Annotated in this window: 20 protein-coding genes; 10 read left to right on the forward strand and 10 right to left on the reverse strand. The window is 43.6% G+C overall.

What is annotated here, in order from left to right:
- Positions 1 to 146 precede the first annotated feature (146 nt).
- The 4 genes from AC1DPK_RS07680 (at position 147) to AC1DPK_RS07695 (ending at position 3,143) form a co-directional block, all read left to right on the forward strand.
- Positions 147 to 1,073, forward strand: coding sequence for a LacI family DNA-binding transcriptional regulator (locus AC1DPK_RS07680; protein WP_477509895.1), 927 nt, complete (start codon positions 147 to 149; stop codon positions 1,071 to 1,073).
- Positions 1,074 to 1,111: 38 nt separating this feature from the next.
- Positions 1,112 to 1,270, forward strand: a complete 159-nt coding sequence (locus tag AC1DPK_RS07685) for an IS3 family transposase (protein ID WP_430053991.1) — start codon at positions 1,112 to 1,114, stop codon at positions 1,268 to 1,270.
- Between the two features lie 554 nt (positions 1,271 to 1,824).
- Positions 1,825 to 2,658 carry a sugar phosphate isomerase/epimerase family protein gene (locus tag AC1DPK_RS07690; RefSeq protein ID WP_477509896.1) on the forward strand — a complete coding sequence of 278 codons (834 nt, stop codon included), beginning with the start codon at positions 1,825 to 1,827 and terminating at the stop codon, positions 2,656 to 2,658.
- Between the two features lie 14 nt (positions 2,659 to 2,672).
- Positions 2,673 to 3,143, forward strand: a complete 471-nt coding sequence (locus AC1DPK_RS07695) for a heme-degrading domain-containing protein (RefSeq protein ID WP_477509897.1) — start codon at positions 2,673 to 2,675, stop codon at positions 3,141 to 3,143.
- Between the two features lie 85 nt (positions 3,144 to 3,228).
- On the opposite strand, the gene thrC is transcribed toward AC1DPK_RS07695, so the two are convergent.
- The 5 genes from thrC to AC1DPK_RS07720 all read right to left on the reverse strand — a co-directional run bounded on the left by thrC (position 3,229) and on the right by AC1DPK_RS07720 (position 11,511).
- The gene (gene thrC / locus AC1DPK_RS07700) at positions 3,229 to 4,623 is read right to left on the reverse strand and encodes a threonine synthase (RefSeq protein WP_477509898.1); all 1,395 of its coding nucleotides are present in this window, start codon (positions 4,621 to 4,623) and stop codon (positions 3,229 to 3,231) included.
- A 220-nt stretch (positions 4,624 to 4,843) separates the two neighbouring features.
- A complete protein-coding gene (locus AC1DPK_RS07705; protein ID WP_477509899.1) occupies positions 4,844 to 9,535 on the reverse strand; it encodes an S-layer homology domain-containing protein in 4,692 nt (1,563 codons plus the stop codon).
- A 269-nt stretch (positions 9,536 to 9,804) separates the two neighbouring features.
- Positions 9,805 to 10,341, reverse strand: a complete 537-nt coding sequence (locus tag AC1DPK_RS07710; RefSeq protein WP_441880795.1) for a DUF2812 domain-containing protein — start codon at positions 10,339 to 10,341, stop codon at positions 9,805 to 9,807.
- Positions 10,334 to 10,660: a PadR family transcriptional regulator gene (locus tag AC1DPK_RS07715; protein ID WP_339205035.1), complete on the reverse strand. Its 327-nt coding sequence runs from the start codon at positions 10,658 to 10,660 to the stop codon at positions 10,334 to 10,336. The genes AC1DPK_RS07710 and AC1DPK_RS07715 overlap by 8 nt, the downstream gene beginning before the upstream one ends.
- 194 nt (positions 10,661 to 10,854) lie before the next feature.
- A complete protein-coding gene (locus tag AC1DPK_RS07720) occupies positions 10,855 to 11,511 on the reverse strand; it encodes a pentapeptide repeat-containing protein (protein WP_477509900.1) in 657 nt (218 codons plus the stop codon).
- 269 nt (positions 11,512 to 11,780) lie between these two features.
- Here AC1DPK_RS07720 and AC1DPK_RS07725 point away from each other — a divergent pair, with 269 nt between their 5' ends.
- From AC1DPK_RS07725 to AC1DPK_RS07750, 6 genes are all read left to right on the forward strand, one after another.
- Positions 11,781 to 13,055 carry a DUF3895 domain-containing protein gene (locus AC1DPK_RS07725; RefSeq protein ID WP_477509901.1) on the forward strand — a complete coding sequence of 425 codons (1,275 nt, stop codon included), beginning with the start codon at positions 11,781 to 11,783 and terminating at the stop codon, positions 13,053 to 13,055.
- 314 nt (positions 13,056 to 13,369) lie between these two features.
- Positions 13,370 to 13,894, forward strand: coding sequence for a DUF4358 domain-containing protein (locus AC1DPK_RS07730; protein ID WP_477509902.1), 525 nt, complete (start codon positions 13,370 to 13,372; stop codon positions 13,892 to 13,894).
- A 5-nt stretch (positions 13,895 to 13,899) separates the two neighbouring features.
- Positions 13,900 to 15,288, forward strand: a complete 1,389-nt coding sequence (locus tag AC1DPK_RS07735) for an MBOAT family O-acyltransferase (RefSeq protein WP_477509903.1) — start codon at positions 13,900 to 13,902, stop codon at positions 15,286 to 15,288.
- Positions 15,289 to 15,309: 21 nt separating this feature from the next.
- A complete protein-coding gene (locus AC1DPK_RS07740; protein ID WP_477509904.1) occupies positions 15,310 to 16,458 on the forward strand; it encodes a DHHW family protein in 1,149 nt (382 codons plus the stop codon).
- A gap of 398 nt (positions 16,459 to 16,856) precedes the next feature.
- Positions 16,857 to 18,053: an RNA polymerase sigma factor gene (locus AC1DPK_RS07745; protein ID WP_477509905.1), complete on the forward strand. Its 1,197-nt coding sequence runs from the start codon at positions 16,857 to 16,859 to the stop codon at positions 18,051 to 18,053.
- Between the two features lie 181 nt (positions 18,054 to 18,234).
- Complete coding sequence (locus AC1DPK_RS07750; RefSeq protein WP_477509906.1) at positions 18,235 to 18,894, forward strand: P-loop NTPase family protein; 660 nt, start codon at positions 18,235 to 18,237, stop codon at positions 18,892 to 18,894.
- A 90-nt stretch (positions 18,895 to 18,984) separates the two neighbouring features.
- Here AC1DPK_RS07750 and AC1DPK_RS07755 read toward each other — a convergent pair whose 3' ends face one another.
- The 5 genes from AC1DPK_RS07755 to AC1DPK_RS07775 form a co-directional block, all read right to left on the reverse strand.
- Positions 18,985 to 19,923: a magnesium transporter CorA family protein gene (locus tag AC1DPK_RS07755; protein WP_076267332.1), complete on the reverse strand. Its 939-nt coding sequence runs from the start codon at positions 19,921 to 19,923 to the stop codon at positions 18,985 to 18,987.
- Positions 19,924 to 19,941: 18 nt separating this feature from the next.
- Complete coding sequence (locus AC1DPK_RS07760) at positions 19,942 to 20,082, reverse strand: hypothetical protein (RefSeq protein WP_179089775.1); 141 nt, start codon at positions 20,080 to 20,082, stop codon at positions 19,942 to 19,944.
- Between the two features lie 198 nt (positions 20,083 to 20,280).
- Positions 20,281 to 21,159, reverse strand: coding sequence for an NAD-dependent epimerase/dehydratase family protein (locus AC1DPK_RS07765; RefSeq protein WP_477509907.1), 879 nt, complete (start codon positions 21,157 to 21,159; stop codon positions 20,281 to 20,283).
- Between the two features lie 273 nt (positions 21,160 to 21,432).
- Positions 21,433 to 21,696 carry a hypothetical protein gene (locus AC1DPK_RS07770; RefSeq protein WP_477509908.1) on the reverse strand — a complete coding sequence of 88 codons (264 nt, stop codon included), beginning with the start codon at positions 21,694 to 21,696 and terminating at the stop codon, positions 21,433 to 21,435.
- A 188-nt stretch (positions 21,697 to 21,884) separates the two neighbouring features.
- The gene (locus AC1DPK_RS07775) at positions 21,885 to 22,520 is read right to left on the reverse strand and encodes an HAD-IA family hydrolase (RefSeq protein ID WP_477509909.1); all 636 of its coding nucleotides are present in this window, start codon (positions 22,518 to 22,520) and stop codon (positions 21,885 to 21,887) included.
- Between the last annotated feature and the right edge of the window lie 25 nt (positions 22,521 to 22,545).

Raw genomic sequence — 22,545 nt, forward strand, 5'->3', positions numbered from 1 at the left:
TTATTCTTCAAGTTTTAACTTAACCGGTTAAGCGGCTTCAGTATAGGGCGTTTCCCGTGGCTTGTCAACGGGAAGTTTGACATCCTTCCAAGTTCGGACTTATGATTATCTAAACTTTTGATCCTAACGAGGCGGTTACTGATACGATGAAAAAAACGACACTTCGCGACGTAGCCAAAGAAGCCGGCGTCTCCGTCGCCACGGTAAGCTATGTCCTTAATTACGTGAGCACCCAGACGATTCCAGAAGAGACGCGGCAGCGGGTCTTTACGGCAGCGAGCAAGCTTCATTACGTTCAAAATTTGACGGCGAAGTCGCTCTCACTGGGTAAAACCAACGTCCTCGGCGTGCTGTTCGTCAGCACCGGAGACGCCCGCATTCCAAAGCCGGTCAGCTACGGAGCTTTCCTTGACGGATTAGAGCGCCGATGTCGGGAGAAGAGCTATCATCTCCTTGTATCCCAAATTGATCCGGCCAAACCCAATTTCGAGATCATTGCCGAGCGCAAGCTGGATGGCGTCTTTCTGATTGACGCTATGGCCCAATCCTTCCATGCGATATCGAGGAATCTGCAATACGGCTCGCCGCTGGTTATCGTGGACAGCTTGATCGACGATTCCTTGTTCCGGCAAGTCAATCCTGATTTCCAACGATTGTTCAGTGATCTGAACTCGTCATTGCCGGCCGGACAGCCTTATGCACTCATTCACGAACACATGTCGAACGAGCGGTATCACGAAATCATTCGATCCTCTTCGGGATTGGACGAATCGCTCGTATATGCGGCCACCAGTGACGAAGAGTCGCTCAAGCAATTTATCCAGCAGCACGAGAACAAGCCTCTCGTCGTCTTCAACGAATTTTTGGCCTTGCAGGTACTGAAGTACCTGAGCCCGGAGAACCTTGTCGTCGTCTGCACCTCGGAATGCCCGGAACTCCTTCCCGAGCAGGTCACAAAGTTCGTTTTCACTCGTTCCAAGTCCGAGGTCGCTTTCGGCTTGATGAGCGCGCTACTAAACACTCCTTTCGGCACTTCCGAGGATCAGTACATCTCTCTGGGCAAGAAGGATTAAACGGCTGGGGCTCGTCATGAACCTATGAGACATGGAGGATGAACAGATCCATAGAACGAGTAGCTCGCTGTATCTTTAAGACGGATTTCGCTAACCATGCGCATTTCCTCGCGGAAGAACAGTTTGACATCGAACCCCATGATTACGTCCATTGGTTCAATTTCCATAAACCACGGGACACTAGATTATTTTATTAAATGACATGGTTATCTTTAATACGTTTGCAGATGATAAATTCTAATATATTGTGACATGAAGTTAATCCACCAGTTGAACATATACATTTTTCAATTAGTCTTATAATTGAAAAATAGAGTTGCACCTAATCAATTTACAGGAATTCTAAAGGTACCTTAATTAAATAGTCTAAAAGAAATGCTCGCCTTTGAATTAGGCGAGCATTTCTTTCTTTAAAAAAAGCTTAGTAATATTCAGAATTTCTTCAGAAAGTTCCTAGTCAGTAACTAAGCATTCTTCTCTATACTGATATTGTCGGGCGACCTCTACACTATTTATGTCTGCCTTTTTCAATTGTTGCTAGCCTCTTTCATGAGCGCGTGTTTATGCCATTATCATATACATTTCATAAATTGGCTGTCATTCCCTTTGCAGCAACAAAATTTTATTTTTTCAATGGGCTCATCCTCATCAAAAAGTTTGATCTTGTATAAACGCGTGTTCATGTTATACTTTGCTCAACATAAGTTAATCCTGCTAGCGAGAAAATATTCGAACAAAGGATGGGGTTTCGATGAGGCTTGGAGGTCAGGTTTTTCTAGAAAACAAAAATCCTGAAAGTTGGTCAAATGCACTTATACAAGCGGGCTTCCGCGCAACAACCTGCCCCATAGACGGCAATGAAGATATTAGCGAGCTGGATGATTACTTAGCCGCAGCAGCAAAACATGATATTCTGATTTCCGAGGTCGGCGCATGGAGCAACCCTATTAGCCGAAATGAGGAAACAAGGCGCAAAGCTATTGCCTACTGCACGCAGCGTCTGGAACTTGCAGAACGGATGGCTGCGCAGTGCTGCGTAAACATTGCCGGGTCACGCGGCGAACAATGGGACGGACCCGATCCCGAAAATTTCAGCGATGAAACCTTTGAGCTCATTGTAGAGACGACGCGTGAAATTATCGATGCGGTTAAACCAGAGAGAACCGTATTTGCTTTGGAAATGATGCCGTGGGTATTCCCAGATTCGGCTGACTCCTATCTTGCCTTGATCAAAGCGATCGATCGCAAAGGCTTTGGCGTACACTTCGATCCCGTCAATATCATTAGCAGCCCTCGGGCCTATTACCAAAATGGCGAGATCATCCGTGATTTTTTTGCAAAGCTTGGGCCATATATTCGGAATTGCCATGCGAAGGATATTTTGCTGCGCGGTCAATTGACCGTTCATATGGATGAGGTCATCCCAGGCCAAGGCTTGCTTGATTACCGTACATTTCTTACCGAGCTGAACAAGCTGCACCCGGATACGACGCTCATTATCGAGCACCTATCCACCAATGAGCAGTATCAGCAAGCTCGGGAGTACATATGCAAGACGGCTTCAGAGCTTAATATATCGCTGTAAAGGAGATCGGCATAATGAATCACGAACAACCTCTAGAGGAATTGAAGCGCGAGGAAGAGGAGCTGCAATTCGACTCCTTCACGAACGAAACCGCGCTGCAAATCGGGCTTGGGCTCATTGAGCAGGCCAAATCGGAGAACAAGTCGGTAACGATTGATATTCGAAAAGGCGAACAACAGCTGTTTCACTATGCTTTTCCCGGCACCTCGGCAGACAATGATGACTGGGTCATGCGAAAAGCACGCGTCGTCAATCGTTTTGGAGTCAGCTCCTATCGTATGGAAATCGAGTTGCGCGCTGCCGGTACAACGCTTGCCGAGCGTTATTCGTTATCCCCTTCGCTCTACGCTCCTTATAACGGAGCGTATCCCATCTACGCTCGAGGATTCGGGGTAATCGGAACCATTGCTGTATCCGGATTGCCGGATGATCAAGATCATAAGCTGATCACTTCTGTGCTCCGAAATATACTTAAACGAGCCTAAATGTAGGTTCCAATAGAAAAAAGGCAGCAGCGAAAGGATTTCTCCTCTAGATGCTGCCTTTTCCATCGTATCCAAGCATTCATGATTATGCGTTATAAAATGCTTCTAATTCGCTAACGACCGCTGCAAGCGATCCGTCTACGCGAGTCTGACGCTGTTCTTTGCTAAACAGCGAAGCGATTTGCTCAGGGAATTGCTGCTCGATGCCGCAAAGCTCGATGGCTTCGTTGAACTTAGCCGGATGAGCCGTCGCAAGCGAGATCGTGATTCCTTGTTCATTGCTGTATTTATCAGCCGCAGCGACGCCGCAAGCTGAATGCGGATCAAGCAGGTAGCCGTTTTCCGCTTCATATTTCTTAATCGTGCTCAGGCACTCTTGGCCTTGTACGCCATGCGCGCCAAACTCGGCTTGCACTCTGCTCAGCGCATCGCCGGCAATGACGATTTGTCCTTCGGCTTTGAACTGATCCATCAGACTGCGAATTTGAGCAGCATCCTCGCCAAGCACATAATACAAGTAACGCTCAAAGTTGCTGGCTACTTGAATGTCCATCGATGGGCTGTACGTGCTGCGGAAGTCGCCCGGCTTGTACACGCCCTCAAGAATAAAGCGCTCCAAAATATTGTTCTCATTCGTAGCTAGAATGAGCTTACCTACAGGAAGTCCCATACGCTTCGCTAGGTAACCTGCAAAAATATCACCGAAGTTGCCTGTCGGTACGCTAAAGTTAACCTGCTTCGCATCCGTCTGCTTCGCCACTTGGAAGTAGGCATAGAAATAGTAAACCGTCTGCGCCAAGATTCGAACAAAGTTGATGGAGTTGATCGCCGCAAGCTGATTGTTAGCTTTAAAATCAAGGTCAGCGAACAAATCCTTAATCATGCGCTGGCAATCGTCGAAGTTGCCATCTACGGATAGATTGAGCACATTGTCGTCCTGAACCGTCGTCATTTGCAGCTCTTGTACTTTACTTACTTTGCCATGTGGATGTAGAATACAAATCTTGATGCCGTCTTTGCCTTTAACGCCCTCGATTGCCGAAGCTCCTGTATCGCCGGAAGTAGCACCGAGTATATGAATTTTTTTATTTTGCTTCGCTGCAACATACGTATAAAGCTGGCCCATGAACTGAAGCGCGATATCTTTAAATGCAAAGGTAGGCCCGTGGAACAGCTCCAGCAAATAAAGATCATCCTTCAGCTTGCGGACAGGCGTTACTTCCGGGTCACGGAAAGTAGCATAGCTCGCGTACACCATATCCTTCAAATCCTGTGCTGGAATCTCATCATTCGTAAAATGTGAGAATATAGCAAGTACAAGCTCTTGATAGCTAAGATTCTGCCATTCCTTTAATGTTTCAGCTGAAATAACTGGAATTTCGCTCGGAACAAGCAGTCCTCCATCGTTGCCTAAGCCCATCATAAACGCATCGATAAACCCTATTTTGCCAACATTTCCTCTTGTACTAATGTACTCCATCTGTAAATAGCCTCCTACATGCGCACAATTATCGTCAAATTTCGTTATTTAAATCATATCATCGTTTTCCATAATAATCGATTGTTTTCACAACAGTATATCATTTTTATCGTCTAACAAGCTAAAACGCATTCGGCGTTCTTTAGAAAAAAAATATACTGCCTTATATTTAAATAAACGAAAGACATCCCTTATTTTGGGATGTCTCGCGTTAAGCCTGCTATTTGACGAAGTTTGCTACAATCGATGCAATCTCGGCGCGTGTAATCTTTTCCTTTGGCCTGATTGAACCATCCTCATAACCTTTAATGATACCCGCTTCCGTTAATGCTGCTATCGCTTCTTTTGCCCAGCTGGACAAGCTGGGCTCATCCGCAAAGGATGGTTTGGCCGCTCCGGAGGCAACGATCATTTGGTCTTTAACCGCTCTATACAAAATAACGAATGCTTCCTCTCTCGTCATTTCCTGATTCGGCTTGAAGCTGCCATCATTGAAACCAGTTATAATTCCAGCGGCATACAAGCCATTCACATATTTACTATACCAAGCAGTCGGCGTAATATCTCCGAAGCCAGATTCACTGCTTTCTGCTTTGAGGCCTAACAATCTGTAAATAACCGCTGAAAATTCCGCTCTGCTCATTTCCTGATTAGGCTTAAAGCTGCCATCTGGAAAACCGCCCAAAATGTTTTTGTCCGACAGCTTGTTAATCGATGCTGCTGCCCAGTGCCCTGCTGTATCCTTGAAATGCGGCTCTGGGTCTGGGCTCGGTGTTGGAACCGGACTTGGTGTTGGGTTCGTTCCAGGGTTTGGCGTCGGACTAGGCGTTGGATCTGGACTCGGACTTGGTGTTGGGTCCGGGCTAGGGCTCGGTGTTGGATCTGGGGTTGGGCTAGGCTCTACGCCAGTATCCTTCTTTTTCTCCACCGTTACGACAACCTTAGCTGTAAATCCACCGTCTACCGTCACAACCGTAAGGGTAGCTGTTCCTTCTTTTAGAGCTGTAACAATGCCGTTTGTATCGACTGATGCAATGGCTGCTGCATCGCTGGACCATAACACGGCTTTATTATCCGCATTCAGCGGTGCAACTTCTGCATTCAGTTGCAGCTGCTCTTCTTCCTTCAGCATAACCGCATCCTTGTTCACCGTAATTCCTGTTACATGAACAGCCGTATCCGGCTGCTTTAATACAGTAAACGTGAACGTTCTTGTTACAGTTGATTTTCCATCTGAGAGTACAGCGGTCAGTGTTACAATCTGATCTCCATTTTCAAAAACAGGCCGTGCAACAGTACCGCTATTACTAATGATTGACTCATTATCTGATTGCCAAGTAATGGTTGCTCCATGCAATCCAGTCGTTGGCAGCTCGAGATCCGTCAGCACTGCATCCTTGCTGCTATTCTCCCCAAGGAAGCTCAGGTCATCTAATTGATCGGCCGCATGTTGTAGCAGCAGCACCTCCATGCTTGCCAGCTTCTCATTTGCCGCCACATTAAGCTCGCTCACTTCAGAGGCAGGAAGTGCGCCATTATAGATTTGGAAGTCTGCGATCATACCGCCAAAATAAGCGTCTCCCGCATAAAAGGATTTTCCAATAAAACCGCTGATGCCGTTTTTATTGTTAATTTGATCGAGAGTAAAGCCGCCAGCATTACCAGACGAGACTAGCTGGCCGTCTACATACAGCAACAGCTTGTTTTCTGTACCCGACATTACTGCCGTAACGAGCTTCCAATCATCTGATTGGAGCAGCGGCGCTTTCGTCGCCACTTCATTGCGCCACCCATTCGTTGCGATACCGAATCGCGCCGTGTTGTCTGCATTATATTTTGGCGTCATATACAAATAATGTGTATCGCCTTGTCCAAGCGCAAACAGCCATTCTGCACTGTTCTTGCCTTTCCAATTGACAAGGGCAGATACCGTGACATCCGTCAGCCCATCCAAAATACCCTGCGGCATTTCAATATAAGAGCTTGTATTGCCGCCAGCAAAGCTGATGGCTCCCGCTGCATCCGTCTTAATCCACTCCGCGTTGGCAGGGTTAACCCATTTGCCATTGTATTTGCCAGTCTGGTCAATGACCGAAGTGCCTTCCAGCTTGCTCATGTCATAATGGACAATCAGCTCTGTAGGAGTCTCAACAACATCGCCTTTGCTATCCGTTATCATAATCCAGCTAATTTGCGGATCGGAACTGGTGGCGCCTGCATTCGCTGCTCTATGCACCGTCAGCTCCAGCTTTCCGTTATCAACGGCTACATTGCCATAGCTAAGCACATCTTTTGCTGAGGAGAAAACATACCCGCTTGTTTTTACCGTTCCGTTCAGCAAAATATCAGCTATCCGTTTGCCGTTTGAATACTGGGACCACGGGTCGTACAAGCCTACATAAACATCGTAGCTTCCATTATCGATGTCGAAGCGGTACGAGAGATCATTGCCTGCATTGCTTTTCAAATAACGCAATCCATCAAAGATATTGCCGCTGTTCGTACCGGATGTCAGCGTATTGTCACCGATATAACCCCAAGTTTGATTGTTCGCCGGATCATATTTCTGATCGATAACGTTTCCGTTTAGCAAATGATCTTCGCCAATCAATTGAGTAATATCTTTATAATCTGACGTTTCCGCACCGCCTGCATGAACAAAATAAGTGCTGCCCTCTGGAATGACATACATCTGATGTTCGATTACCTTATTGGAGATCTCTGTCAGCTTGCCGCTGACGCGCACCGTCCCCGGAATTTTGAATGACGCTTCATTTATGCTCCAGCTCATCGGCGTATCCTTCACCGTTCCATCCGATAAGGTCACTTGTACAGTAGTCGGAAGTGCTGGCGCTTTGCCAATTGTTGTACTTGCAGGAAGCGGAGTATTCAATGTCACCTTCCCCATGCTGTCGAGCAAATCAAGCGACCACTCATCATGCCATTGAAGGGCAATTTCATCATTTTGACCAAATTCAATCGGCAGCCAAATATAGCGGGAATTCGCAAGATCGTTTTGATTCCAGCGGTCACCCATATAGATGAATTTCCCCGCAGCCGCGTCTACTGTAATCACTTGAGTGCTCTGCGAGCCAAAGGTCGTTGAGCTTCCAGGCGCAACATCGCGCATCGTTTTCCACGGTCCCATCATGCTGTCGGCAACCGTATATTTGCCCACGTTCGGAGCCCAGCCCGTCGCACCGGATGAAATCATGTAATATTTCCCTTGGTACTTAAATAGTGCTGGTGCCTCGCGCTGAGCGAGCGGGAATACGCGCACATAGTCCTCGCCATGCACTCCCTTGTACTCCGTATCTCGCTCCTCGTTGCCGTCTTTATGCCAACCAACAACATCTGTATACGAATCATTGAGCTTGGAGATGTACATCGTTAAATTTTCTTCACTCGAATAAATCAAATAACCGGTGCCGTCGTCATCCTTAAATAACGTCATATCCCGCGCCATGCCTGGCTGATTTGGCTGGCCGTTATCAGTTGCTCCCTTAGGCGCTTGGTCCATGCGGTGGCTCTCTTGATAGACAAAAGGTCCGAGTGGAGAGTCACTAAGCGCATAGCCGGCTTCTGCTTTCGCATAGTTGGCTGTCGATGTCGCACTTGGGCCATCCGTGTGCATCCACATCACATATTTTTTTGTATGATCGTTATAAATGACTTTAGGACGTTCAATGATGCGATCCGTACCGATGTCGTTCAAAATATCAGCTTGATCTGTCCGACCAGCATATAGCTCTGAAATAAGCGGATCATTCTCAAAGTCATCTATGGAACCGATCGCTGTCAGGGCGAGTCCATGATCCTCCCAGTTGTACAAATCCTTGGACGCGTAAACCCTTACCCCTCTGGCAGGCAAATAACCATAGGTTTTATCCTCGCCATACCAGTAATAGGTTTGTGTATTCTCATCAAACATCATGCCAGCGCCGTGCGCTTGAATGAGCGCCCCGTTCGTATCTCTCCAAACCGCACCGGGCTTAAAAGAATTGTATGTCTCTTTAACCGCCAGCTCTGATATCGCCTTTGATAATGCTGCGATAGCCGAAATAATCTGCTCCTGAATTGCGAGATCCGTAATATCCGCACCGGTGCCCACTAACGATTGCAGAATGGAGTCACTCTCTTGAATGGCCTCGTTCAGTACTGCGAGACTGAATGGCGTATATTTCGTGTTTGCTGCTTCAGCTCTTGCTGCTGCAATCTTGTCATCTAAATCAGAAAGTGGAACCGTTCTGTTCTGTCTAATGATGAGATAATTAACGAGTGGATCGTTATAGTTTGAGAGCGCAGCTGTTGCCGGCCCTTGTATCCTTACGTTTAACATCCCATCGGTAACGCTGATTTTGCGATAAGTAACCGATTTTTCAGCCCCTTCACCGCCAATTGCAAAATCACCGCCAGAAACGTTATTCCCTTCCAGCAGCAAGTTCACGCTTCTTCCGCTCCACGGATTATTGAAGCCAAAGGTCACGTCATATTCGCCTGTTGGCAGCTCAAAGTCATAAGCCAGTGCCTTATCTCTAACCTGCGTACCGTTATAATATCTTAACGATCCGGATTTGGTCGTAGCATCCCAGACGTTTGTGCCGCTCGTTGTCGTCACCAAGCCCCATGATTTAGACGTTAGGGGATCTATTCCATATACCTGCTCCGTAACCGAGCTATACAAGCCCAGCTTGTCGTTCCCTTCAACTGTCTTCGGGGTTGAATCACCTGCATTAACGAAATATAAAATATAATCGTTATCCTTCAGCTCCTGCTCTGTAAAATCGTCCGTGACAGCTAAAGCTTCCTCTAGCCCTTCACTTGCTGCGTTTACAGGGGCAAGCGAGGTTAGAAAACTTGCTAATAGAGAGAAGCATAGCGCCAAAGACAGCCATTTCTTTCTTTTCAACAATTGAATTCCTCCTTTAGTTTGGGTATCCGCTCTTTATGTATGCGTTTGCAGATCGTGCTGCTTAGAACGTCTCCATGAATGTTAGCCTAGGTGTACCGTCTCTTCAACTGAACAATTTAGACAGCAATGAACTTCCATTAGACCGCCTAATTCTCCCGAAAATGAAGCGTTTATGTTCACTCAGGTTTGATTTTTTCACCTGCTCAAAACGGTGTGCACACATGTGAAAAAAGAAAAGAGACTGCCCGCGGGCAGCCTCTACTTCTGTGCTATTTATGCAAATCTCGTCTCTTGATAAGCATTCGATTATTGGAAACGATACGAATAATACCATAAACAAACAACCCAACAACGATCATATACAAACCTAAAATGATTAATGACCATGGATTGAACATTTGTAATGGAAAAATGTTAATCAATATAATGGGAAACTGTGCGAATAATACGACTGAAAGCAGGGACAAAATTCTTTTGTTGCGATCAATTAGAGAATCCAGATCGGAGTAGATTTCAGGCCGCACCTCACTGTAGGGCATTCGCCAAATATACCAGCCTGCGCCGGAATATACGAGCTCCCAGCCTGCTTCTTTAAACAGCTGCACATAGTTTGGGTCTTTGTTCATCTGATAGTCGAGGCAATATCTTAGCTTTCTAGTCTCACCCTTCTGGAAATGGAAACGAACGACATTGCCGCTTACTTTCCTCAGATGCCATCCTTCAGCTTCCTCTTGCTCAAGCCATCGCTCTATTTTTTCCGAATCCCAGCTTACCCACCATTTCGTCACCCGTTTCTCGTTATTCATGAAGTTTCCCCTCCACTTTTAAACTATTATGATACAGCTCCCCAATCCGGTTCATCTCTAGTTTGAGCAAGGTTTTACCGTCATCCGTGATGCGATAAAACTTACGCCTATCCTCTTCAAGCACAACTTCAATCAAGCTGTCTTTTTCCATGCGCGACAAGCTTCCGTACAAAGTCCCGGCGCCTAAATGAATTCTGTTGTTCGTTAGTTCATCTACATGCTGCATGATCCCGTAACCATGACGAGTCTCTATAAGCGACAGCAAAATATAAAAAGCCGTTTCCGACATAGGCAAATAATTGCGAAGTAATTTCTCCATTGTGACTCGGCTCCTTTTGTGTGGAACTACTGAAAGTGTATATCACCCCATGTTATATCGCATCTCGATATATCATGATGTGATTGTATCACGACACGATATATAAGTAAATCATTCCCATGCAAAAAGAAGACCACTGCTCGTACGCAGTGGTCTTCTTTGTTACCATTTAGGCGTTGGTATACTGCTCGCCATTATGTTCCATCATTCACAACAAGCCCAAAAATCGTCGCCATTGTAATCGCCTGTGCAGGCGAGATGATGCAGCGCCGCAAATCCTCTAGCGACGCGCCTAAGCTGTTAAATTCACAGCTGCTAATATCGATGCCACCAAGCTTCGTCTGTGAAAGCTGCGCTTGATCGATATTTGTTTCATGCAGAAAGAAATTAGCTAATGTCATATTGGACATGTCCGCTTTGGCTAACGAGCTTTTGTCGAATTTAACGCCTTTGGCATTGGTGAAGCGCAGTACGGCATAATCCGCCACACATTGCTCGAACCTTACGTTGCGCAGCATTGAGCCTGTCAAATCCATGCCAAGCAGCTTGCAATTAAGGAATGTGACCCTATGAAATACCGCTTCACTTAGATCGATATTTGATAAATCGCAGTTGTCAAAACGAACATCGGTAAATTCCGCTTTTCGCAGGCTTGTCGCCCGAAACGATACGTTATTAAACACCACGCGATCAAAACAAGGCTTATAAGCCGATTGATTATGAACACCGCTGTCTTGAATGATGCTGTCGCTAATCTCAATCTCATCCGCCCATTCGTAATCAGGAACGTCTAAAGATTTCAATTCGCTTGYTATTTTAGGAGCTTCAATTTTCTCTTTTTTGCTGGACATAAGTATGAGGACCTGCCTTTATTATGAAATAAAATCTATACAACCTCAGCTTCTTTATATTATACACTTTCAAATCCTGATAGGACGAATTCGTTTTTTAAGCAACAAATCTTAAGGATGCGGATTGAACATTATGAAAAAACGGGTAATGAGTTGTATAGTTTGGCATCGCTAATGACTTCTTGTGCTCCCCCATCTATAATGTGAATAAATAAAGTATGCAATAAAGGGGGACTTCACTCCCTTTTTAGACGGAATAGAGGTGTGTTATGAAATACGAGATGTCGCTGGAGCAGCGCGATAACATAATGGGAACGCTCACGGAGGAGCAACGTCATTTTTTGCACCATGAGCTCGTTAGAGGCAGAAGAACGTTGTTCGCACGACAGCTTGCCCGAAAAAAATGCCAGTTCATTCCTGAGGATGCTGAATTCGAGGATATTGAATCGTTTATTGAAGAATGGGACTATATCGGGTTCACCGATAGCGGCGAAGTGTCTCCTCATACAAAATGTGAATGCGGCCGTTCCTTGCGCTACCAGCATCAGGTGCTTCATCTCCCTACCAATACGATTCGCTACTTCGGTATCGAGCATTTACAGCTGCATACCGGAATTGATGCGAAAGCGATATCGGATATTATGAAAGGCTTCGACATCCTCGATGGCGAGATGAATGAAATGTTATGCAAATATAGAGATGGCTGGCAGCTCGATCAGCATCTTTTTTTGCCGCTGCCATCTGAGCTTGAAGTACCTGCCGACATTCAAGCACATATCGATGCCAATCTTCCGCTGCTGGAGAGACAGCTGTCCCGTATCCGCAGAAGACTGCATGAACTGGACCTAGCGAGCAGGAAGAAGCGAATAGCAGCCGCTTTAACCTTCTATGATCAATCGTCTTCAGAAGACGATGAACAGCAAATACCGGAGACCCCGAACCTGCATAGCGACTTCCGTTCCGACAAGGACATCATGGAGAACAGCAAGCAGCCTGTTGACCCTCCAAAACATTCGCAAGGCTCCTTCGATTTTGGAGATAACGATGTAACGCAAGGCGTACTCAGCTTTGACAATTCCGATGATGGCCAAGGTGCATTTGTATTTGATGAGATCGAAAACAGTCAAGGCGCATTCGTCTTTGATGAGATTGAGGAGAGCCAAGGCGCGTTTGTGTTCGATGAGCCTCCGGTGAACCAAGATGCGTTTGCATTCGAGGAGGCTGGCAAAAAATTAGGTGCTGCCGCAATGCGAGAATCTGAGCTAAGCAGCTCGAATGCCAAAACTTCAAGTCCCTTTTATTTGTCACAGCCGGCTCAGCGTGTCGTTGATGATGCTCTCAAGTATGGACGTATCAGCACATTAGCGATCTCTAACTTCTTAATTGAACAGAAGCTTGTACAAGATATACGAATGTCTACCGGAAAACCTGGCATCTACATTGCAGTGGCAGCCTATTTGGACAAGCTTTCAGCTGCAGGCCAATGTGAGCTCGTGCTCGGCAATTCCGAGGATCGCGTTTATTCGAATTCGAAGAATTCATAATTGCTTTTTGTACCAAGCGTTCATCCAGCTTTCTTTCCAAATCGAATTTCTATTTTTGAGTCCACTCTATCGACCTCGTTTTTTGTGAGAGCTTGACCATCGATAAATCGAAAAGCATTGCTGCTTCATGGTCAAGCCTCTCCTCTATGGCAAAAACTCCGCGTAATCACTCATTTTTCTCTCGAATGAAATAATCAAATTCTCATGAATTATTAACGTCATATTTTACCATAATAATTAAAACTGCAACATAAACTTAATATTTTCCGTTTTTAAACTTGATAACAAAAATGACACCGAGGAGATTGATTACGATGAAAAAAAGATATTTTGCATTTATGCTTGTCATTGCATTAGGTTTGGTGCTGACGGCATGCTCAGGTTCAAACTCAAATTCAGGAGCTAACTCCAATACATCAGGCAACAAAGAAGAGCAGTTCGTAACAACAAAAACGACAAAAGAGATGGTTGACGGCATGTTGGCCAAAATTGAACAACCCGCGCTAGCAGAAATGACAGGCGACATGGTGAAACAAATGTATTACTTCGACCCATCTATTCTGGAAGATTATACAATTATGTCACCGTTAATGAACGTTAAAACAAATGAAATAGCTGTTTTCAAAGTGAAGGATGCTAAAGATATTGCTGCTGTTGAGGATGGAATCAAGAAACGTGCTGCGGATGTTCAAAAATCATTTGAAACTTATTTGCCGGATCAGTACGAAAACGCCAAAAACTACAAGCTTGTAGCGAAAGGCAATCACGTCTTTTTCGTCATTTCTGAACAAGCCGATAAATTTGTAACTGAATTCGATTCCTTCTTCGCTAAAAAATAAGCAATATGGTATTCAGCAGTCTACTTTTCCTATTTCTATTTCTGCCTGCTGTATTGCTGCTGTATTTCGTGTCTCCGTGGCGAATTAAAAACTTTGTTTTGTTCGCCACAAGCCTCGTATTCTACGCATGGGGCGAGCCCGTGTACATCGCAATTATGCTGCTCTCGACGGTTACTGACTACAGCTTCGGACTTGCTCTTAGCAACCCGAAGCGGAGCAGCCTGCAGCGGAAATGGATTGTCGTCGCCTCTGTCGTCGTAAACTTAACCTTGCTTGGTTACTTTAAATACGCTGATTTTCTCATTAACAATGTGAATGCACTATTAGGTACACAAATACCATTAACTGAACTGGCGTTGCCAATCGGTATCTCCTTTTATACTTTTCAATCGATGTCCTACATTATTGATGTTTATAGAGGTACAGCAAAGGCACAACGCAACTGGATTGATTTCGGTACGTTTGTCGCTTTGTTCCCTCAATTGGTCGCAGGACCAATCGTGCAATATTCTACAATTGCGGAGCAATTGCGCCATCGCACAGTGAACATCGAGCTGTTCGCTGAAGGCGTTAGACGATTTATTATCGGTTTAGCGAAAAAGGTGCTGCTCGCAAACAATATCGGACTGTTATGGAATACGATATCAAGCACAGGAGCAGATACGATGCCTGCCTTGACCGCTTGGCTCGGCATTATCGCCTTTGCCTTCCAAATTTATTTTGATTTCAGCGGTTACTCCGATATGGCCATAGGGCTTGGCTTGATGTTTGGCTTCCGGTTTAACGAAAACTTTAATCGTCCTTATACGGCGCAAAGCATTACTGATTTTTGGCGCCGCTGGCATATATCGCTTAGCACCTGGTTCCGCGACTATGTGTACATACCGCTTGGCGGTAACCGCAAAGGTCCTTGGATACAGCTTCGAAACATTATGATCGTATGGCTGCTGACCGGTATTTGGCATGGAGCCAGCTGGAACTTTTTGCTTTGGGGCTTATACTTCGGCGTCGTTCTTGTATTCGAGAAATGGTTCGGTCTAAAGCTGTTGCAGCGAATGCCAGCTTGGGTTAGGCATATGTATGCGCTGCTGCTTATTTTAATCGGTTGGGTATTCTTTGCCTTTGACGATTTAGGAAATATGGGTACTTACTTTGCTGCTATGTTTGGCGCCAATGACCAGCCATTATGGAACAATGAAACTTTCTATTTGTTGTACACAAATGCAATTTTACTCGTATTATTAGTGCTCGCATCCTTGCCTAAGCGCAAGCTCAAGGAAAACAGAAGTACGCGACCCGTTTTACAGCTTGGCTGGCATGCTTTGTTGTTCTTTATGTCCGTTGCTTACTTGGTTGATGCGACGTTTAACCCATTTCTTTACTTCCGTTTTTAATGTAAAAGGAGGCTGGCGGTTTTGAGCAAGAAGACGGACCACGTTTTTGTGTGGGGTTTCGTCGGTGTCCTATTTGCTATGTCGTTATTATTTTTTTTACTGCCCGTACAAGCATTCTCGGACGTTGAGAATCGCACGCTCCAGAAGTCACCTGAGCTGACTTGGGATAATCTTTGGTCTAAGAAGTTTGCCGATGATACGGAAAACTACGTAACCGATCATTTTCCTTTCCGAACCAACTGGGTATGGACGAAGTCTGTATTTGAGCAGCTTCGCCTGCAGCAGGAAAATAACGGCATCTACAAAGGCTCTGACGGCTATTTGTTCGAGAAATTTAATAAACCGAACGATAAAGATATAGAAGAATACACTGCTGCGGTGGAGAAGTTTGTACAAAACCATCCTAACGCCAACATCACCTTTATGCTTGCTCCGACCTCCATTGGCCTGTATCCAGAACGGCTGCCATGGCTGGCTGATGCTTACCCGCAAACGAAGGTAAACAGCTTTATTGCCGATCAGGTTAAAGGGAGCTTGTCGTTTATCGACGGATTCGAATTTCTGAAGCCTGAAGCCGGCAGCAGCAGACCGCTTTATTACAAAACAGACCACCACTGGACGACTTATGGCGCCTATCTAGCCTATGTTACTTACGCGGAGAAGATGGGCTGGACGCCAATGGCCGAGAAGGATTTCGACATCGAGACCGTTACCAACTCTTTTCTAGGCAGCTATCATACTCGCGGTCAGTTCAGCGGTTTAACACCTGATTCCATTGAAGCCTACAAAGCTAAAAACGGAATGAAAACAGACATGTACGTGGCTGATACGGACAAAACCTTTACGACCATGTATGATTCGAGCTATTTGGAAAAGAAGGATAAATACTCGTATTTTCTTGGCGGCGTGCACGCTTTAATGACGCTTCACAGCGAGCTTCCTCCGAAGCAAGCCGATAAGAAGAAGCTGCTTGTCATTAAAGATTCATATGCGCACAGCTTCCTCCCTTTCCTGACGCAACATGTCGAGGATATCCATGTGATCGACATTCGCTACAATAACGGCAATATTAGTGACTACATGGAAGCCAACGGGATTGAGGATGTCCTGCTGCTGTTTAATACAACGACCTTCATTGCGGAACGCAATTTATTGAAGCTGAAGTATTGATGGTGGGTGGAAGTTCAAACAATGGATTCGCAAAACAAAGGAGCAGCCGAGATGGCTGCTCCTTTGTTTTTTGGCGTTCCTATCTGAGGTAACTTAGCAGCTGCTAAGCCGTTTAACAGGAAATACTCCCGCTAATTAAAACGATTATTTGCTCTCAAAGCCACTAGATGGAAAAACTCCTGTTATTTTCAGCATATCCTCACCAAATGGGCCTATTTGACGAATATAGCAGGAGAATTTCCTGCTAATGGGGCAAAAAGCCATTTATTTATCGAATTAACGGGAGGTTTTCCTTTAAGCACTAACAAAAAATTCAATCCATAAATAATACATTTTGCTGTGGCTTTTTCCATCTCCCTGGTGTCTAATAAACGTGAAGACAGGGGGAGGTTCACTTGATGTCAGGGGCCCACGACAAATTCGAGGACATTTTCACGCTATATTACGATAGAATTAGAAGATTTCTCTCGCTGAAGGTCGACATTCAGACTGCAGAGGATTTAACACAGCTAACATTTATGAAGGCTATGGAGCACATCAATAGTTTTCGTGGTGATTCTAGTCTATTCACTTGGATATGCCATATTGCGAACAACAATTTAAAAAATGAACTCCGAAGAAAAGATCGTAATTGCGAAACCTATGTAGACTTAAACCACTTAGAAAATCGTTTTATATCTTTTGAATTCACCAAAAATGTAGAGATACGAATCGATATCACCTTAGCTTTAGAACAATTAAGCGAGATTGATCGTGAAATCATTTCGCTCCATTATGATGTCGGCTGCACTTTGAAAGAGGTGTCCGAGATTACTCAGATGAAATTAAGCGCAGTCAAAAATCGCCTGTACAGAGCTTTAGAAAAGTTAAGAAAAGAATTGCACAATGACGAGGAGGTTCGAAGCTTTATGTCTGTAATCGACTATATTACTGTTATTAGTAAAAATGAGCTTAAGGGTGCATCCGAGCAGGATAGCAAGGTGTATCAAGATATCATCAATCATCTGAAAACCAGCGTTGATCGTATTTGTACGCAATTAAGACATCAACCTTCAAAAAAAATATCAATAGAAATTTATCCAGATCTTCAATCCTTCCATCATGCGGTTGGTGAGCCAGATGCGCCCAATTGGTTTATGGGTGTAATTGAGAATAATACGATAAAAATTGCTTCTCCGCTCCATCCAGGTCCAGAACATACGTATCAATCCATTCTTAAATCAACACTCCATCTCTATACGATTTGGTTGGTGACAGATATTAACCCTGCCGCTCCAAAATGGTTATACCAAGGACTAGGCGGATACGAAGCTGGTCTCATRACAAAGGAATACATCGATTCTTCAATAGCAGAGCTTGTGAAACACAGCCAAATTCCTACTTTTGAGGATTTAGAAGATAACACATGGGAATTTGATGAAAAAAAGGGGTTTCAGTTTTCTTATACGCTCTCTGAATTTGTTTTACAACACTATGGCATTGACGCCCTTAATAAAATCATCAGAAATCCACTCGATTTTGAAGATGCATTCAACTGTTCTGCAGCAGAAATTCACAAGCTTTGGTCTCATACACTCAAAGCAAGGTTGAATTAACATTCCTAGTGAAATGAGCCTCACCAGAAAAAGGGAAATGAATTAAACGAAGCGAATCTAATGTTAGAATCCAAACGTTTGGAGGTATAACAAGTGAAAATGAACGCTAATTTCAATTTTTGCTGTCTGAAACCAAGAATGATCCGTCCTTATTCATTTTAAATTTAGGGAGGATCTATACATGAGTAAACAAAAAAGATTAATTATTATTGACGGTATTCCTGGCTCTGGAAAAACGACAACAGCTAAATCCATTTTAGATAAACTAAATTCAAAACAAGTAGCAGCAAGGTGTTTTTTAGAAGAGGAAGCACTACATCCCCTGCTCTTACAAGGACCGGAGTTCAGTTCTTTCACAAATGAAGCAGAAGCAGATCAGTTCATACAGCTTCTCACCACTCGTTATCTTGACTTTGTTCAAGCTGAGCTACACAGTGCCCATGAAGTCATTATTATTGAAAGTGTGTTTCTTCAAGACACCATTAGTGTCGCTCATCTCATGGGCATGGATAAACAGAAGCTTCTCGTTTTCTCTTCTTCCCTACAGCAGATACTGGCACCACTGGCACCTAGCCTTATTTACTATTATCAAGTGGATGTTGAGAAACAATGGCGGTTTATTTGCAGCGTAAGAGGAAATGAATGGGGTCCTGTCTCCCTGCATACAGATGAGGATTTCAAACAAGCTGCAGAGGTGTGGTCACGGAGTCAGTCCTTTGTCCGTGCAACTGTTAATGCGTGGGACATCCCAAAACTAATCATTGAGAATAAAGACTATCTCTGGGATGAATATCACCAGCAGATTAGTGAATTCATTGATTCGCTGCTTCCAGTTCATTAAATAAGCTCATCTAACCCCAAAAGAGGCTGTTCTAAAAGTAGATAAATCTACGTTTAGAACAGCCTCTACTTCATTTAAAGCAGCTATAGTTTAGAAGAACCTCTTCTTCCAGAAGATAACGGCAGTGACACTCGATAAAATAACGGAAATGGTCATCGCGATAAAAAAGGCATGAGGGTAATCCTGAAACGGAATTTTAACGTTCATCCCATAGAAGCTTGCGACCATCGTAGGCAGCGATAAAATAATCGTAATCGATGTCAAAAACTTCATAACAATATTCAGATTGTTGGAAATGACCGAAGCGAAAGCATCCATCATACCGCTTAATATCGTCGTATGCGTTTCAGACATTTCAATAGCCTGTTGGTTTTCTACAATGACATCCTCTAGCAATTCTTGGTCATCCTCATACATTTTCATGTATTTGCTTTTCAACATTTTCTGCATGACGATGTTGTTGGACTTTAATGAGGTTGTAAAATAGACCAAGCTTTTCTCCATATTCAATAAGGAAAATAGTTCTTTATTTTTCATCGACTGATGCAATTTTTTCTCTATTTCGTCTGTCATTTTAATAATTTGCTTAAGGTACTTCAAATATGAAGTCGCTATTAAATATAAAATTTGAAATGAAAACCTAGTTTTTTTGTACGTGTAAAATTGTTTTATTTTATTTTGTGCAAAAACGTGAAAAATCGGATTGTCTTTTAGACACACTGTAATAAAACAATCGTCCGCAATAATCATCCCTAGTGGAATCGTATCATACATGGGAATACCCTTGTCATCCGTCGAAACCAATGGCAGATTTACAACGATAAGCACATTGCTATTATCATTTTCAATCCTTGACCGTTCTTCTTCATCTAATGGATCCTTTATAAAATCCAAAGGAATTTGTGCTTTAGCAGCTACTAGATTCATTTCTTGCTCCGTTGGTGCTACAAGATTGACCCAGCATCCTGAAGTAATCTCATCCGTTTCTTTCAGTATTCCGTGCTCGTCAGTAATATAAATATTCAACATGGTTACAACCTCCTCAGATTAATGAGGAAGCCAGAAATGCCCCTGCCATACAAAAGAGTTGACCTTCAGTTCAGTAATCAATCTTCTGAAGATTGGTTTGTTCATGACTTCCCCCTGCAACAAGCTTGGCTCGGGTTCGGCGCTACTTCGACTATCCATTACAGAACTCAACTCCTTTTTTTCGCTATGGTTAAGCACGCTCATTATAATACGCCAAATAAATGAAAATGTCATGAAATTAAAAAAATCATAAAAAAAGATGGCCCGTGCTTGCAGGGACCACCTCTTGTACGCCTAAATATGGCATTTGCTTATTCAAGCGCTATCCTCAGACAGCGCTGCTTTTCACTATTCAACCTATTCATTTAACGCTGGAATTTCCGAAGGAACCCATAGATTAGCAACGTCGATCCCTTTTTCATCTCTACTCTTTAAGTCTCTCAAAAACTCAAGAAAACCATATGCCGGTTTCCATCCAAGCATCTCCTCTGCCTCTGATAGATCATGCTGCTCAACTTGTTTTGGCAGCGTCAACTCATACTTCTTCAACAGGCGGCTTGCGCCCGGCACTTGTGTCTCACACCATTCTGCGCCAAGCTCGCTGAAGTTTTGAACAACCTCTTGCGGCATATGATGATTGGTATGTACAATTGTGCGAAATAGCCCAATCTTCTTTTCCAAAGCTGCTTTGACCGATGCCACTGTAGCTGCCGCCACATCTCGTCTATCTACCCCATTGCGAAGTAATCGTTCCCCAAACTCTAAATATGGCCGAGGAATAAATTCATGATAACGCAGCATTGCAATCGATGCGCCTGTCATTTCATGATAAGCCTTGCAGAGGTCTTCCCCGATGACTTTGCTTACTCCATAAACCGAGCCCCATCCGAATGCCATCGAGGAGGCATAGACAATCGCTTTTATACCCGCTTGCTTGCATGCTTCTAATAGATAAAAAGTACCATCGACATTAACAGAAAAAATAGTTTCATCACTAACTGGCGGATTGTGTGCACAGTGCCATGCTGCCAGGTGAACAACGGCATCCATGCCCTCCACCGCACGCTGTACATCGCCTGGCGTCCTAATGTCACATCTAACAAACTCAAGCTGCTTCAAATCATCAGACTGAGGGGGCATAACGTCTGCCATCCGAACGGTATAACCAGCTTGGGCCAATGCTTTGCATACGGCCTGACCTCCATTGCCCGCAGCCCCTGTCACAACAACTCTCATTTCGTTCACCTCGTCAGTTTTATCGTAATTTAAAATGGTATAGCTTGGTTGGTTACTATCATGATAACGCTTCCACAAATATCTGAATCATTTGTTTATTCATCTGCTTAAGCCTTTCATGTCTAATAATAGTACAACGATATACAAATATGAAGTACGCAATTTCTTTTTACTTAGTAACCTATAAGTAACCTATGGATATACATGGCAGTAAGCATGCAAATCAGAGGAGATTCTCATCTCCTCCTAGTTTAATGTCTGTTATTTATCGACCTACCAAGTAATCCGTCCACCTGTTCGTTGATAGCCTCGCAGCAATTCGTAATGCTCGCCTCGAAGAAGGCATTTCATTTGTATTCTATACTTACGATAGTCTGATTTCCTTACTTCTTTGACCTCTTTGTTATAGTGAACGCCCTTTATTCCTTTGCGGAAGTCTCTTAACTTCGCTCTTCTAGGGTTTTTGTGAATTTTCACATGTTCTCTAGCGTAACTTTGTTCATTTCCCCAAGCTGTCATTTCCTTCTCATCAAACATCTTCATCCCCGTTGTGACGGGTTAGATTTTGGCTCTTAAGCCATAAATGCCGGCACAACTAATAGAAGAAGACCGCTGGATTAAACATCGCTTCACCTCGAATTTAAATTTATAATATCGTTATGGATTGGACGATTCTCATACTTGAATTTCCTTATCTTGTTTAAAATATTCAATAATTTTTTCTTCTATTTTATTAAGATCTCCCTAATTTCATGCGGTTGATCGACTAAATAATTCGGACTCTGTGCCAGCAATGATTCTTTTGTATCCAATCCCCAAGACACTGCAATGACATCGATTTCGCATTTCTTACATGCAATAATATCTCTTGTTTCATCACCGATATAAATTACATCTTCACAATTTAATTGATTATATTTTAAATATTTTTTTAGCGTTTGATGTTTTCCAAATAGTCCATTTGACGATCGAACTTCATGGATACCCTTGAAATTTTGAGTATGTAAAAAATCAGAGACATTCGCTGCAGAGTTCGATGTAATGATTGCGATTTTATAACCTTCACTTTGAAGTGCATTTACCACTTCTCTCATCTGATCAATAAATAATATCGAGTTAAGATGCTGTTTATAGCGCTCCTTAAATTCCTTTCCTATTTTTCTAATCAAAAGGAACTTATACATCGGAACGTTTAAAGCTTTAAACCGTTCTTTTAATGATAGATGGTTTAATAATTTGTATTCTTCATGATTTACTTTTTTAAAATTATATTTTACTGCTAATTCGTTATAAACCATCATTATTTCCGACGTTGAATCTACTAGTGTGCCGTCAAAATCAAATATTATATGTTTATACATCTATTAAATGCACCCTCAATCTATC

The organism is Paenibacillus sp. 01T424 (genome assembly GCF_056398745.1).

Coding starts and splice junctions, on each gene's coding strand:
- AC1DPK_RS07710 (WP_441880795.1), bottom strand. CDS start 10,341: ATGAATAACGAGAAACGGGTGACGAAATGGTGGGTAAGCTGGGATTCG.
- AC1DPK_RS07775 (WP_477509909.1), bottom strand. CDS start 22,520: ATGTATAAACATATAATATTTGATTTTGACGGCACACTAGTAGATTCA.
- AC1DPK_RS07730 (WP_477509902.1), top strand. CDS start 13,370: ATGAAAAAAAGATATTTTGCATTTATGCTTGTCATTGCATTAGGTTTG.
- AC1DPK_RS07725 (WP_477509901.1), top strand. CDS start 11,781: ATGAAATACGAGATGTCGCTGGAGCAGCGCGATAACATAATGGGAACG.
- AC1DPK_RS07755 (WP_076267332.1), bottom strand. CDS start 19,923: ATGTTGAATATTTATATTACTGACGAGCACGGAATACTGAAAGAAACG.
- AC1DPK_RS07695 (WP_477509897.1), top strand. CDS start 2,673: ATGAATCACGAACAACCTCTAGAGGAATTGAAGCGCGAGGAAGAGGAG.
- thrC (WP_477509898.1), bottom strand. CDS start 4,623: ATGGAGTACATTAGTACAAGAGGAAATGTTGGCAAAATAGGGTTTATC.
- AC1DPK_RS07765 (WP_477509907.1), bottom strand. CDS start 21,159: ATGAGAGTTGTTGTGACAGGGGCTGCGGGCAATGGAGGTCAGGCCGTA.
- AC1DPK_RS07760 (WP_179089775.1), bottom strand. CDS start 20,082: ATGGATAGTCGAAGTAGCGCCGAACCCGAGCCAAGCTTGTTGCAGGGG.
- AC1DPK_RS07750 (WP_477509906.1), top strand. CDS start 18,235: ATGAGTAAACAAAAAAGATTAATTATTATTGACGGTATTCCTGGCTCT.
- AC1DPK_RS07770 (WP_477509908.1), bottom strand. CDS start 21,696: ATGTTTGATGAGAAGGAAATGACAGCTTGGGGAAATGAACAAAGTTAC.
- AC1DPK_RS07685 (WP_430053991.1), top strand. CDS start 1,112: ATGAACAGATCCATAGAACGAGTAGCTCGCTGTATCTTTAAGACGGAT.
- AC1DPK_RS07680 (WP_477509895.1), top strand. CDS start 147: ATGAAAAAAACGACACTTCGCGACGTAGCCAAAGAAGCCGGCGTCTCC.
- AC1DPK_RS07735 (WP_477509903.1), top strand. CDS start 13,900: ATGGTATTCAGCAGTCTACTTTTCCTATTTCTATTTCTGCCTGCTGTA.
- AC1DPK_RS07690 (WP_477509896.1), top strand. CDS start 1,825: ATGAGGCTTGGAGGTCAGGTTTTTCTAGAAAACAAAAATCCTGAAAGT.
- AC1DPK_RS07715 (WP_339205035.1), bottom strand. CDS start 10,660: ATGGAGAAATTACTTCGCAATTATTTGCCTATGTCGGAAACGGCTTTT.